The sequence below is a fragment of the Rhizobium acaciae genome (assembly GCF_025941625.1).
Classification (GTDB): Bacteria; Pseudomonadota; Alphaproteobacteria; order Rhizobiales; family Rhizobiaceae; genus Rhizobium; species Rhizobium acaciae.
The window spans coordinates 1-13753 of the sequence record NZ_JAPCZO010000031.1 but is presented as its reverse complement, the minus strand read 5'-3'; the positions used below and the strand labels follow the sequence as shown (position 1 = coordinate 13753).

General features: G+C 62.2%; 13 protein-coding genes. 3 read left to right on the top strand and 10 right to left on the bottom strand.

Features of this window, described 5'->3' with window-relative positions; all coding sequences use genetic code 11:
• Positions 1 to 127 precede the first annotated feature (127 nt).
• The 8 genes from rpsO to rimP all read right to left on the bottom strand — a co-directional run bounded on the left by rpsO (position 128) and on the right by rimP (position 8831).
• Positions 128 to 397, bottom strand: a complete 270-nt coding sequence (gene rpsO, locus OLZ32_RS33885) for a 30S ribosomal protein S15 (RefSeq protein WP_003544317.1) — start codon at positions 395 to 397, stop codon at positions 128 to 130.
• A 153-nt stretch (positions 398 to 550) separates the two neighbouring features.
• Entirely contained in the window at positions 551 to 1402 is an 852-nt protein-coding gene (locus tag OLZ32_RS33880; RefSeq protein ID WP_264398652.1) for an alpha/beta fold hydrolase, read from the bottom strand.
• A 117-nt stretch (positions 1403 to 1519) separates the two neighbouring features.
• Positions 1520 to 2452 (bottom strand): tRNA pseudouridine(55) synthase TruB, encoded by a 933-nt coding sequence (gene truB, locus OLZ32_RS33875; RefSeq protein ID WP_003544320.1) that lies wholly within the window; start codon positions 2450 to 2452, stop codon positions 1520 to 1522.
• A gap of 13 nt (positions 2453 to 2465) precedes the next feature.
• Positions 2466 to 2870: a 30S ribosome-binding factor RbfA gene (rbfA, locus tag OLZ32_RS33870; protein WP_003544322.1), complete on the bottom strand. Its 405-nt coding sequence runs from the start codon at positions 2868 to 2870 to the stop codon at positions 2466 to 2468.
• A gap of 150 nt (positions 2871 to 3020) precedes the next feature.
• On the bottom strand, positions 3021 to 5774 hold the full coding sequence (infB, locus tag OLZ32_RS33865; RefSeq protein ID WP_264424696.1) for a translation initiation factor IF-2: 2754 nt from the start codon (positions 5772 to 5774) through the stop codon (positions 3021 to 3023).
• 101 nt (positions 5775 to 5875) lie between these two features.
• Positions 5876 to 6568: an RNA-binding protein gene (locus OLZ32_RS33860; protein ID WP_003544325.1), complete on the bottom strand. Its 693-nt coding sequence runs from the start codon at positions 6566 to 6568 to the stop codon at positions 5876 to 5878.
• Positions 6565 to 8166: a transcription termination factor NusA gene (gene nusA, locus OLZ32_RS33855; protein ID WP_003544328.1), complete on the bottom strand. Its 1602-nt coding sequence runs from the start codon at positions 8164 to 8166 to the stop codon at positions 6565 to 6567. Before nusA ends, OLZ32_RS33860 begins: the two co-directional genes overlap by 4 nt.
• Positions 8167 to 8225: 59 nt before the next feature.
• A complete protein-coding gene (gene rimP, locus OLZ32_RS33850; protein ID WP_003544329.1) occupies positions 8226 to 8831 on the bottom strand; it encodes a ribosome maturation factor RimP in 606 nt (201 codons plus the stop codon).
• Positions 8832 to 9028: 197 nt separating this feature from the next.
• Here rimP and OLZ32_RS33845 point away from each other — a divergent pair, with 197 nt between their 5' ends.
• Together OLZ32_RS33845 and OLZ32_RS33840 are read left to right on the top strand one after the other, a co-directional pair.
• Positions 9029 to 10708 (top strand): MFS transporter, encoded by a 1680-nt coding sequence (locus tag OLZ32_RS33845; RefSeq protein ID WP_204337289.1) that lies wholly within the window; start codon positions 9029 to 9031, stop codon positions 10706 to 10708.
• A 23-nt stretch (positions 10709 to 10731) separates the two neighbouring features.
• Positions 10732 to 11187: a GNAT family N-acetyltransferase gene (locus OLZ32_RS33840; protein ID WP_264424692.1), complete on the top strand. Its 456-nt coding sequence runs from the start codon at positions 10732 to 10734 to the stop codon at positions 11185 to 11187.
• Positions 11188 to 11193: 6 nt separating this feature from the next.
• Here the strand turns inward: OLZ32_RS33840 and OLZ32_RS33835 are convergent, their stop codons facing one another.
• Both OLZ32_RS33835 and recR read right to left on the bottom strand, forming a co-directional pair.
• Positions 11194 to 12453 (bottom strand): lytic murein transglycosylase, encoded by a 1260-nt coding sequence (locus OLZ32_RS33835; protein WP_264424690.1) that lies wholly within the window; start codon positions 12451 to 12453, stop codon positions 11194 to 11196.
• An 11-nt stretch (positions 12454 to 12464) separates the two neighbouring features.
• A complete protein-coding gene (recR, locus tag OLZ32_RS33830; protein ID WP_264424688.1) occupies positions 12465 to 13070 on the bottom strand; it encodes a recombination mediator RecR in 606 nt (201 codons plus the stop codon).
• A gap of 57 nt (positions 13071 to 13127) precedes the next feature.
• On the opposite strand from recR, the gene OLZ32_RS33825 reads away from it, so the two are divergent.
• Positions 13128 to 13753, top strand: a 626-nt coding sequence (locus tag OLZ32_RS33825) for an MOSC domain-containing protein (protein WP_264424686.1), incomplete at its 3' end; no start/stop codon positions are given.

Genomic DNA, 13753 nt, shown 5'->3' with positions numbered 1-13753 from the left:
GAACCGGCCCATCCGGGTCTGCCGGTCTTTCCACCGCTAAAAGATAGGGCGCGGCTGGAACATTTCATCGGGAGACGTGTCCCGAAACAGATCCGGCGGGCGCTCGGAAAGCGCCCGCCGGACAATCTTAGCGGCGGATACCCAGGCTGGTGATCAGCTTGGAATAGCGGCCTTCATCCTTCTTCTTGAGATAATCAAGAAGCGAGCGGCGGCTCGAAACCATCGTCAACAGGCCACGGCGGGAATGGTTATCCTTCTTGTGGTCCTTGAAGTGTTCGGTCAGGTTGTTGATGCGTTCGGTCAGGATCGCGACCTGGACTTCCGGAGAACCGGTATCGCCTTCAACGGTCGCATATTCCTTGATCAGCGCAGACTTGCGCTCAGCAGTGATCGACATCGGGTGATCCTTTCTAAGAGGAGGAGATAAAGTCGCCAAAAGCCGGGATGTCGTCCAGCTTTGGCCGTGAATGCGAGCAGGCAAACCTGACGCTGGCGCTGCCTATAAACCAAATAAGCAGCGATGGAAAGAGGGGAGCGCCCGCAGCGGTTTTCAGCGGCCCGCCATGGCGTCCCGGATCATCGCATCGTAACCCGCGGGATCCTGCAGCATGGCGAAATGGCTGGCATCTTTCAGGATCACCAGCTTGGCGCCCGGAATGTCTTTCGCCATCATCTCCGTATGGTCGAGCTTGACGGCTTCATCGTGATCGCCGATCGCAAGCGTGACCGGAACCGATATCTTCGCAAGCTCGGCGGCTGTCCAGGCTGGCTGAGTGGCCCACATCTCGAACATCTGCCTGGAGAAGGCTTGGTATTCGGTGGGTGTCGGCGAAAGCTTTCTATATTGGTCGCCGGCTACCTCGATGTAGTGGCTGAAGGTCTTGTTCTCCAAAACGTCGTTCTTAACGCCGTCCGTCGTGACGTTGGCCGCCTGGGCGATGACACGTGTCAGCTTCTCCGGATGTTTCATCGCCATGTCGATGCCGATGATGCCACCGTCCGACCAGCCCACCAGCGTCACCTTTTCGATCTTCAAATAGTCGAGTAGGGCGACGCAATCCGAGGTCATCAGATCGTAGCCGAAAGGCTGCCCGCTGCGTGTCGAACGGCCATGACCGCGGCTGTCGGCGACGATGACCCGATGATCCCTCGCAAAATCGGCGACCTGGTGACCCCAGACCTCGGCATTTCCAAGACCGCCATGGATGAACAGGATGGGGTCGCCTTCGCCGTATTCGGCGTAGTACATCTTGATGTCGTTCACCTCGGCCATGCCGCTCGTCTTTGCCGCCGGCATCGAAGGAAAGGCCGGAAGCTCGGCCCAGCGCTCGGCAGATCGAGCGCCGGCGGCGGCGAGAAACATCGAAAAGAATGTCAGAATTCCGATAGCAGTGCCGCGCATGATCTTTCCCTCTGTCGGGCCCCCATGGACCCTCGGGCCGCTATGGCGGTCCGACAGGGAAGATATCGCATCGCGACCGGCTGACAATCGCTGTCGTTGTCAGAAAGCCAGATAGGCTCAGGCGAAAACCCGTTTCGGGCGAAACTCGCCCTGGCCGATCTCGCCGATCGCGATCAGCTTGCCGCGGGCCGTCGCATAGGCTTCGCTTTCGGCAACCGGCGCATCGCGGCCACGCACCAGGATCGGGTTGCCCATCTTCAACCGGTGCGCCTGGTCGTCATTGATGACGAGATGGGGCAGGGAGGATAGCGCTTCGCAGGTGTTGATCAGCAGCGCGTCGAGGGCCGCCAGGCGCTCGTCCATATCCTCGATTGCCTCCAGTGCCACGAGATCCGCGAGCGGCACCATGGCCTCTTCCGCGAAAGGCGCGACGAAGGTGCGCCGCAGCCCGGACACATGGCCGTAGCAGCCGAGCTCGCGGCCGAAATCGCGCGCCAGCGCCCTGACATAAGTACCCTTGCCGCATTCCACTTCGAAATGCGCGCTATCGGCGTCCGGGCAGGCGAGCAAGGTCAGCCGGAAAATATCGACCTCGCGCGAGGGGATTTCGACGGTTTCGCCTTCACGCGCCAGATCATAGGCGCGTTCACCCGCGATCTTGATAGCGGAAAACTGCGGCGGCACCTGGCTGATGGTACCGATATATCCAGGCAGGATATCGCGGATCTGCTGTTCGCTCGGGCGTTTGTCCGAACTCTTGGTCACCTCGCCCTCGAGATCGTCGGTCGCCCGCTCCTCGCCCCAGCTCACCGTGAATTCATAGATCTTGCGGCCGTCCATCACGTAGGGAACGGTCTTTGTCGCATCGCCGAGCGCGATCGGCAGCATGCCGGAGGCGAGCGGATCGAGCGTGCCGGCATGACCGGCCTTCTCAGCCTTGTAGAGCCACTTGATCTTGGAAACGGCTTCCGTCGAGCCGAAATCCACCGGCTTGTCGAGGATCAGCCAGCCGGAAATCGGCCGGCCCTTGGGTTTGCGTGGTTTGGACATGCGTCTCTTCTGTTTATTGTTCGTCATTATCGCCGTCGAGGTCGCGGCTCACCTCGGGCGAACGCAGCAGCTCGTCGATCTTCTTGTAGTTGTCGAAGCTGGTATCGTCGCGGAAGCGCACCTCCGGCATGTATTTCATCTGCCGAAGCTGCGGCCCAAGCCGGCCGCGGATGAACCTCGCATGGCGGTTCAGGGCCTCGATGACGATGCTGTGGTCGGAAACGCCGAGCGGCGTCACATAGGCGGTGGCGATCTTGAGGTCCGGCGACATGCGCACTTCCGAGACCGAGATCACGGTCGCCTCGATGACGTCGTCACGCACTTCGCCGCGTTGCAGCACTTGGGTGATAGCGGCGCGAACCTGTTCGCCAATGCGCAGCATGCGCTGCGAAGGCGCGGAAGAAGTTGGTCTGGTCATTGTTATCTCTATTTGCCGATGCGGCTGGGAATCGAACCCGTCAAAGGAGAGCGTCCATGACTCTTTTGGCCGAAAAGGTCAAGTCGGCAGGAACCCGAAAGCCATCCGCCGGCTGGCGGATGGCTTTCGGAAAAGTTCAGGCGCAGCAGTTTAGAGCGTGCGCGTGATGTGCTCGACGCGGAAGCACTCGATGACGTCGCCGGCGCGCATGTCCTCGTAGTTTTCGAAGGCCATGCCGCATTCCTGACCCATCGGCACTTCGGACACTTCGTCCTTGAAGCGCTTGAGCGTCTTGAGCTTGCCTTCGTGAACGACGACGTCGTTGCGGATGAGGCGGACGCCCGCACCACGTTCGACCTTGCCTTCGACGACGCGGCAGCCTGCGACCTTGCCGACCTTGGTGATGTTGAACACCTCGAGGATCTCGGCATTGCCGATGAAGGTTTCGCGCCGTTCCGGAGACAGGAGGCCCGACATCGCTGCCTTCACGTCATCCACGAGGTCGTAGATGATGTTGTAGTAGCGGATTTCGATGCCTTCGCGCTCGGCGAACTGGCGTGCCTGCGTATTCGCACGAACATTGAAGCCGATGATGGCCGCGTTCGAGGCTTCGGCGAGCGAAATATCCGACTCGGTGATGCCGCCGGCTCCCGAATGGACGATGCGGGCGCGCACTTCGTCGGTGCCGAGCTTCTCCAGCGCGCCGGCAATCGCTTCGATCGAGCCCTGCACGTCGCCCTTGATGACCAGCGGGAACTCCTTGATGCCGACGCTCTGGCGCTGCATCATCATCTGTTCCAGCGAACCGCGCTGTCCCGACTGGCGGGCAGCCGCCTTGTCGCGGGCCAGACGCTGACGATATTCCGAGATTTCGCGGGCGCGGCTTTCGCTTTCGACGACGGCGAACTTGTCGCCGGCCTGCGGCGTGCCGGAAAGACCGAGAACCTCGACTGGCGTTGCCGGGCCGGCTTCCTTCACATGGTCGCCCTTGTCGGTGACGAGAGCACGCACGCGGCCCCAGACGTCGCCGGCGACGATGATCTGGCCTGGACGCAGCGTACCCTTCTGGACGAGCACGGTCGCGACCGAACCACGGCCACGATCGAGCTGGGCTTCGATGACAGTGCCTTCCGCGGTCCGGTTCGCATTGGCCTTGAGATCGAGAATTTCCGCCTGCAGCAGGATCGCCTCGAGCAGCTTGTCGAGGTTCTTGCCGGTCTTGGCCGAAACCTCGACGTCAAGCACTTCACCGCCCATGGATTCCACGAAGACTTCGTGCTGCAGCAGCTGGTTGCGGACCTTCTGCGGATCAGCCTCGTGCTTGTCGACCTTGTTGATCGCCACGATGATCGGAACACCGGCTGCCTTGGCGTGGTTGATCGATTCGATCGTCTGCGGCATCACGCTGTCGTCGGCTGCGACGACCAGGATCGCGATGTCGGTCGCCTGCGCACCGCGGGCACGCATTGCCGTGAAGGCGGCGTGGCCGGGCGTATCGATGAAGGTGATCTTCTGACCGTTCTGCTCCACCTGATAGGCGCCGATATGCTGGGTGATGCCACCGGCTTCGCCGGAGACCACGTTGGCGTGGCGGATGGCGTCGAGCAGCGAGGTCTTGCCGTGGTCGACATGGCCCATAATGGTAACGACGGGCGGGCGCGAAACCAGTTCGCCATCGTCGTCGGACACGTTGAAGATGCCGAGTTCGACGTCGGATTCCGACACGCGCCTGACCGTATGGCCGAATTCGCCGGCGATGATTTCGGCAAGGTCGGCGTCGATGACGTCGCCCGGCTTCATCATCTGGCCTTCCTTCATCAGGTACTTGATGACGTCGACGGCGCGTTCGGACATGCGCTGCGACAGTTCCTGAATGGTGATGGTCTCGGGCAGAACCACCTCGCGGGAGATCTTCTCGCGGGTTTCCTGCATTTGACCGCGGCGGAACTTCTCCTGCCGGCGACGCATCGCCGAGAGCGAACGACCGCGGGCATTGTCCTCGCCGTCGACGTTGGCGGTGGTGATCGTCAACTTGCCGCGACGGCGCTCTTCATCCGTCTTCGGACGAGTCGTGACCGGCTTTGCGGGTTCCGGGCGAACGACGCGGCCACGGACCGGACCGCCGCGCGCTGCGCCACGATCGTCTTCTTCCTTTTCGTCGCGGCGGCCGCGAACGGCGCCGGGGACGGCAGCGCCGGCTGCCGGACGGGCAGCAGGTGCTCCAGCCGCGTCGGGCCGGCGTGCGGCCGGTGCCGACGATGCGGGCTGCTGCGGCCGTGGCGCGTCGGTGCGTGCTTCGGCCGGAGCCGGTTCTGCGACTGCGGGTTCAGCAACAGCGGGTGCCTCAGCCTGCCGGATAGCCTCTTCAGCGGCCCGGCGGGCAGCTTCTTCCGCTTCGGCGGCCTTGCGGACCACCTCTTCGGCGGCACGGCGCTTTTCTTCCTCGGCGCGGCGGATCGCATCCTGGGCGTCACGCGCCTGGGAGTCGGCGAGCGCGCGGCGGCGGGCGTCCATCTCTTCCGGCGACAGATGGTTCAGCACCACCGGGCGCGGGCGATCGTTCTGGCGCGGCGACTGATGAGACTGCTGCGGCGGACGCTGGTTCGTCTGGTTGTTGTTGCCCTGCTGAACCCGCGGAGCCGGTGCCGGCTGCTGCGGACGCGCCTGCACGGGTGCAGGCGCCGGTTCGGCTGCGCGCACGGGGGCCGCCGGAGCGACGGGCGTGATCGGCTTTTCGTCTTCCGGGCGCATCGGGCGCCGCTTACGGGTCTCGACGACGACCGCCTTGGTGCGACCTCGACCCATATCCTGGCGAACGGTGCCCTGGCTCATTCCCGATGGTTTCAGGGTGAGTGTCTTTTTGCCCGCTACGCTGATTGTCTTGTCGTCGTTACTATCGGTCATTCGTTCCCGTTCCTTCGGACAGGGAGCGATGACTAGATCAGACCCTGTCGTTCAATACTGTCGATCAATGAGGATGGGACCGGCCGATGCCGGTGACCGTCTCATTGTTTTAGCCGGCCAGCGCCGCCCGCTGCCCGGGACTGACCGCCAATACGGTACTGTTCGAGCATCTTTGCGCGCTTCACTACACCTTCACCCGCCTGCCCTGCAAGCACTGCGGCATGGATAAAAGCATTCTGGCCCATCAGGCCTTCCATTTCGCTCTCCGAGAAGAGACGGAAGGAAGGTATCTCCTCCTCGGTCTCCATTCCGAGGTGCCAGGCCTTGCGGGCCTGGTCGATTTTCCGGACGCCGTCGTCCGCTGCACCAGTCGCGTGGAACACCGCAAGGGCTGCTCCACTTCTGACCGCGGCATCCACTTTCGAGGAGCCGCTGACGAACTGGCCGGCTTTCCGCGCCATGTTCATCATCTGCATCAATTGCGCCGCGAGCAGCCGATCGACACTCGCGCCGAGATCGTCCGCCGCCTTTACATCCGTCTTCAGCGCGCGGGCGAAGAGCTTCTTCGCCACCGCCCTGTCGACCAGCGACCGGTCGATCTTCACCCAGCATCCGCGTCCCGGAAGCTCGCGCTTCAGGTCGGCGACAACTGTTCCATCGGGAGCGGCGACGAAGCGGATCAGCTCTTCCGGCGATCCGCTTTCACGCGTCACGATGCACATACGTCCGTTCACGTCATAACCTGCAAGATCGTCGTCCTCGAGAGGAGCGTCCGGTTCATGCGCGGTCATCATGCTTCTTGTTCGGCTTCGGTGACCTCTTCTTCGGTCCCCTTATCCAGGTCCTCTTGCGTGATCCAGCCAGCCGAAAGGCGGGCCTGGACGATCATCTGTTCTGCTTCGACGCGCGAGACGTCGAACTTCGAGAACAGGCCCTCGAACTTCTTCGTTTCGCCGTTCTTGCGTTCCGACCAGCCGACGAGATCGTCGGCAGCGCAGCCGGCAAAGTCCTCGATCGACTTGATGCCGTCTTCGCCGAGCGCCACCATCATCTGGGCGGTCATGCCGTTGATTTCACGCAGCTCGTCCTGGACACCGAGCGCCTTGCGCTTCTCGTCCATCTCGGCTTCGAGACGCTCGAGGAATTCGCGGGCGCGCTGCTGGATTTCCTGTGCCGTCTCCTCGTCGAAACCGTCGATCGAAGAGATTTCGTCGAGATCGACATAAGCCAGTTCTTCGACCGCGGCAAAGCCTTCCGAAGCCAGAACCTGGCCGACCATCTCGTCGACATCGAGCGAATCCATGAACAGGTTGGTGCGTTCGTTGAATTCCTTCTGGCGGCGTTCCGATTCCTCGGCCTCCGTCATGATGTCGATATCCCAGCCGGTCAGCTGCGAGGCGAGGCGGACGTTCTGGCCGCGGCGGCCGATCGCAAGCGACAGCTGCTCGTCGGGAACGACGACTTCGATACGCTCGGCATCCTCGTCGAGAACGACCTTGGCGACTTCAGCCGGCTGCAGGGCGTTGACGACGAAGGTCGCCGGATCTTGGCTCCACGGAATGATGTCGATCTTTTCGCCCTGGAGCTCGCCGACGACGGCCTGAACGCGTGAGCCGCGCATACCGACGCAGGCGCCGACCGGATCAATCGAACTGTCGTTCGAGATCACCGCGATCTTGGCGCGCGAACCCGGATCGCGGGCGACCGACTTCACCTGGATGATGCCGTCATAGATCTCCGGCACTTCCATGGTGAAGAGCTTCACCATGAATTGCGGATGCGTGCGCGACAGGAAGATCTGCGGGCCGCGCTGCTCGCGACGGACATCATAGACATAGGCACGGACGCGATCGCCATAGCGGACATTTTCGCGCGGGATCATTTCGTCGCGGCGGATGATGCCTTCGCCACGGCCGAGATCGACGATGACGTTGCCGTATTCGACGCGCTTGACGGTACCGTTGACGATTTCGCCGACGCGATCCTTGAATTCGTCGAACTGGCGGTCGCGCTCGGCTTCACGCACCTTCTGCACGATCACCTGCTTGGCCGACTGTGCGGCGATGCGGCCGAAATCCATCGGCGGCAGCGGATCGGCGATGAAATCGCCGAGTGCGGCGTCCGGGTTGCGATCGCGGGCCAGCTCCAGCGGGATCTGCGTCGAATAATCCTCGGCCTTCTCGACGACTTCGAGCAGGCGCTGCAGACGGATTTCGCCGGTCTTCGGATTGATGTCGGCCCGGATGTTGGACTCGGTGCCGTAACGGGAGCGTGCCGCCTTCTGGATGGCATCGGCCATTGCGGCCAGCACGATCTCGCGGTCGATGACTTTTTCGCGCGCCACTGCATCTGCGATCTGCAGAAGTTCGAGCCGGTTCGCACTGACTGCCATTGTCTTGTTTCTCCGTCTTTACTCCAGGGGTCCCGTCCCTGGAGCGGTCTGTTGATCGGTTATTCTTCGTCGTCCGCTTCGTTCTGGTTGGCGGCCTGGGCTTTCGCCAGCTTGTCGGCGCGCAACGCGTCACGGATCAGGTCGTCGGTCAGAATGAGCTTCGCATCGCTAAGCGCCGTGAAGGGAATGGTGACCTTCTGCTCTTCCCCATAGGCGATCTGGTCACGCTCGAGCGTGAAACCATCTGTGCCTGCTTCGACGATCTTGCCGCGGAAGCGCTTGCGATTGTCGATCAGGATCGACGTCTCGCATTTCACAAGGTGGCCCTGCCAGCGGACGAAATCGGATTTCCGCACCATCGGACGGTCGATGCCGGGCGAAGACACTTCTAGATGATACTCTTTATCGACCGGATCTTCCACATCGAGGACGGGAGAAATCGCCATCGAGACTTCTTCGCAATCCTGAACCGTCATCGTGCCGTCGTTGCGTTCGGCCATGACCTGCATCGTCGCACCGTTCTGGTTCATCATGCGGACGCGGATAAGGCGGAAGCCCAGGTCGACGAGAACGGGTTCGATGATATCGGCAAGACGCTGGTCGAGCCCGGTTTCGGTAATCAGCCGCGGCTCACGTTCATTGTCTGCGTTTGTCAGATCCGACAAGCGGTGCGCTCCTCGCAATTTCATGCTTTTTCGGCGATCGCGCTAATAAAAAAGAGCGGGTCCTTGCGGCCCACTCTTCATCAAGCGATCAAGAATTTGAGAGGCATATAGTCGGGTTTTTCCGAAATTGCAAGGTCCGCGACCGATTCGGCCAATTCGCTTGCTGCGCGTGATGAGGCCTATGGCCAGCGCCGGTCTTGCGCATATATTGCCGTTGGCGCGCAATAACAAAAGCGGGAGAAATCGTGGCCTACACTTCGTCGACATTGGCGCCTTTGCGGCACGATACCTACCGCACCATCTGGTTCGCGAGCCTTTCTTCGAATTTCGGCGGCCTGATCCAGGCGGTCGGCGCCGCCTGGATGATGACGACGATCACCGCCTCGGAGGACATGGTCGCGCTGGTGCAGACCTCGACGGCGCTGCCGATCATGCTGTTTTCGCTGATATCGGGTGCGCTGGCCGACAATTATGACCGCCGCCGGGTCATGCTGACGGCGCAGTGCATGATGCTCACGGTCTCGGCCTTGCTGACGGCCTCAGCCCTTCTCGGCTGGATCACACCCTGGCTGCTGCTCTTCTTCACCTTCCTGATCGGCTGCGGCACCGCGCTCAACAATCCCTCCTGGCAGGCATCGGTCGGCGATATGGTTCCGCGTGCCGATCTGCCGGCCGCGGTCACGCTGAACAGCATGGGTTTCAACATCACCCGCAGCGTCGGCCCGGCGATCGGCGGCGTCATCGTCGCGGCTGCCGGCGCGGCTGCGGCCTTCGCGGTGAACACGCTGAGTTACCTCGCCTTGATCTATGCCCTGCTGCGCTGGCGGCCAGCCGCGCCCGTTTCGACCCTGCCGCGGGAGGCGCTCGGCAGCGCCATCTTTGCCGGCCTGCGTTATGTCTCGATGTCGCCCAATCTCGAAAAGGTTCTTGTCAGGGGACTGCTCTTCGGCATCGGTGCCAGCTCGATCCTGGCGCTGCTGCCGGTCGTCGCCCTCGATCTCGTTGCCGGCGGCCCGCTGACCTATGGTTTCATGCTCGGCGCCTTCGGCATCGGCGCGATTGGCGGTGCGGTGCTGAATGCCAGGCTTCGCCAGGTGCTTTCCAGCGAGATGATCATCCGCCTCTCCTTTGCCGGCTTCGCGCTGAGTGCGGTCATCGCAGCCGTGAGCCCGAGTGCCGTCCTCACCTCCGCCGGGCTGCTCGTTTCCGGCGCCTGCTGGGTCTCCGCACTTTCGCTGTTCAACACCATCGTCCAGCTTTCGACACCGCGCTGGGTGGTCGGCCGGGCGCTGTCGCTTTATCAGACCGTCACCTTCGGCGGCATTGCCGGCGGCAGTTGGCTGTGGGGCGTCGCCGCCGATCGCTACGGTGTCGCCGATGCCCTGCTGATGTCATCCGTCGTCATGCTGCTCGGCATCGCGATCGGCCTGCGTTTTTCCATGCCGGCCTTCGCCTCGCTCAATCTCGACCCGCTGAACCGCTTCACCGAACCGGCCCTCAGTCTCGACATCACGCCGCGTAGCGGCCCGATCGTCATCCAGGTCGATTACGAGATTGCCGATGAGGACCTTGCCGAGTTCATGGAGCTGATGGGCGAACGCCGCCGTATCCGCATCCGCGACGGAGCCCGCAACTGGGCGCTGATGCGTGATCTCGAAAATCCCAGCCTTTGGACGGAAACCTACCATACGCCGACCTGGGTCGAATACATCAGACACAACCAGCGGCGCACGCAGGCCGATGCCGAAAATACCGACAGGCTGCGTGCGCTTCACCGCGGCGAAGGTCCGCTGCATGTCCACCGCATGATCGAACGCCAGGCCATTCCGCCTGGTGACGACGTCTTCCACAAGGCGCCGATCGATCTGCATCATTGAGACAATGTGTGCAGAGGTCGAACATGTATAGATTCAGGCTCGCCCGCCAATCCGACCTGGCTGCCATCGTCCGGCTTCTGGCCGATGACGATCTTGGCGGCACCAGGGAGATCGTTTCCGATCCTGTCGATGCGCGTTATCTCTCGGCCTTCGCCGCGATCGAGGCTGACGCCAATCAGCTTCTGGCCGTCGCCAACGACGCGACCGATCGGGTCGTTGCTTGTCTGCAGCTGAGTTTTGTTCCCGGCCTTTCGAGGACGGGCATGTGGCGCGGCCAGATCGAAAGCGTGCGTGTCGCAAGAGATCTTCGCTATTCTGGCCTCGGCGCGCAATTCATCGAATGGGCGATCGCCCAATGCGCCGAGCGCGGCTGCGGATTGGTGCAGCTGACATCGGACAAGACGCGAGGGGATGCGATCCGCTTCTACGAGAGGCTCGGTTTCGTCGCCAGCCATGAAGGTTTGAAACGCATGCTCTGAAGCCGGTTACTTCAGCTTGCCCTTCATCGTCGCCTCCGGAAAACATGTCGGCTTCATGCCGTTCTTTGCCTGCCACTGGCCGATCGAACGCCGGGTCTTGTAGCCCGGCAGACCGTCGGAACCGCCGACATCATAGCCCTGCCGTTCCAGCGCCTTCTGCATGGCGGCGACATCCGAGCGCAGCATCTTGCCGACATCGCCCCATCTGCCTTGAAAGGCGCCGCTATTATAGGCGATCCGGTCGGCAAGATTGCCGATATAGAGCGCGTAGAGATCGGAATTATTGTATTCCTTGATGATGTAGAAATTCGGCGTGACGATGAATTCCGGTCCGTCGCGGCCGGCCGGAACCAGCATCATGCCCTCAGCCTTCATCTCGCCGGAGGGAAAGCCCTTGCCGGAGATGCGGTCGATTCCGAGCGAGGCCCAGTGCGACAGCGGCTTTGCCAGATCGGGTCCTTCCTGCGCGCAGGAGACCGTCTCCGGTATCGACGCCTCGAAGCCCCAGTCGCGGCCGCGCTGCCAGCCTTTTTTGACCAGGTAATTGGCGATCGAGGCGAGCGTATCGGGCACCGAGGTCCAGATATTGCGGTGGCCGTCGCCATCGAAATCCACGGCATATTTCAAATAGCTGGTCGGCATGAATTGCGGCTGGCCGAGTGCGCCCGCCCACGAACCCTTGAAGTTGGCAGGTGTGACGTCGCCGCCGTCGAGAATATGGAGTGCGGCCACCAGCTCGGTGCGGAACATCTCCTTGCGCGTCGACATGAAGGCCTTGGTCGCCAGCACCTCGATCGCCGAATTCGGGATCTTCGCGGCGCCGAAGCCCGTCTCCCGGCCCCAGATGGCAAGCACGATCGAGCCCGGCACGCCATAGGTCTTTTCGATCCGCTTCAGCGTCGAGCCATATTGGGCGGCAAAGCCGCGTCCTGTTGCGGCAAGCTTCTTCAGCTGGTCCTCGTTGAAATAGGGAGCGGGCGAGGAAAATTCGGCCTGCGTCTGCTTCTGCTCCTTCGGCGGCGGGAAACCGGGCGGGGCGAGATCGGGCAGGTTCCAGTTCAGCGTGATGCCGGAGAAAGCGGCTTGAAAGACCTTCTCCGAAATGCCGTTCGCCTTCGCCTCCGGCCAGAGGTCGGCCTGCACCCATTTTTCGAACTGCGTCTCGACATCGGCTTTCGAAGGGGCCGCGTAACAGGAGAGGGGCAGGAGAGCTGCCGCTAAAGTGAGTGCGAATATCCGCAGCCGCCGTGGACCATCTTTCAGCATATGCAACCCTCTCATATCACCGTCCGCGCTCGAAGTGCGGCCGCAAGCGTGCCCTCGTCGAGATAGTCGAGCTCGCCGCCGACGGGCACGCCATGCGCCAGCCGCGTGATCTTCACGTCGAGCCCCTGCAGCTGGTCGGTGATGTAATGCGCCGTCGTCTGTCCCTCGACGGTGGCATTGACCGCGATGATCAGTTCCCGGACGCCGCCTTCGCCGACCCTGTCGATCAGCCCGCGAATATTGAGATCGTCCGGACCGACCCCGTCGAGCGGCGACAGCGTGCCGCCGAGCACGTGATAGGCGGCGTTCATCGCGCCTGCCCGCTCCAGCGCCCAGAGATCCGATACGTCCTCGACGACGATGATGACGGATTGATCGCGTTGCGTGTCGGTGCAGACAATGCAGGGATCGACCGTATCGACATTGCCGCAGCGCGAGCAGATCTTCACCTTGTCATAGGCCTCGCCCATTGCATTCGACAGCGGGCCGAGCAGCTGGTCCTTCTTCTTGATCAGATGCAGTGCCGCCCGGCGCGCCGAGCGCGGCCCGAGGCCCGGCACCTTTGCCAGAAGCTGGATGAGTTTTTCGATTTCGGGGCCGGTGACTCGTTTTGCCATGCGCCGTTCTTAACTGATATGGAACGAAAACGGAATCGCGGAAGGATCTGGCATCCCATGAAAATCCTGGCCTTGTGCACCGGCAATCCGGAAAGACTGCCGGGCAAGAGCTACAAGACCGGCATCTTCAAACACGCCGTCACCGGCGCGGTGATGATCGACGCCGAAGGTCTTGTCGGCGATGCGATCTGCAACCGCAAACACCATGGCGGCGTCGACCAGGCGGTCTATGTCGAGGGATCGCTGACGCTCGACTGGTGGAGCAGGGAGCTCGGCCGGCCTTATGAACCCGGCACGTTCGGCGAAAACATGGTGATATCGGATCTCGACAATCGCGACGTTGCCGTCGGTGACCGCTTCGCCGCTGGCGATCTCATCCTCGAGGTCGCGGCATGCCGTATGCCCTGCGCCACTTTCGCCGCCAGGATGGCCGATCCGAAATTCGTCAAGCGTTACACCGCCGCCGCCCGTCCCGGCATCTATTGCCGCGTCATCCGGGGCGGCGTGGTCGAGCCCGGGATGCCGATGGAATACACGTCTTTTTCGGGAGACAAGATTACGATGCCCGAGCTAATGGAGACCTTCGGCCGAAGGCTTCAGGGCGCAGATCGGGCGCGATATCTCGCGGCCCCAATTCACTACAAGCTTCGGGCCATGCTGGAATCCCAAGCCGACGAAGCGCG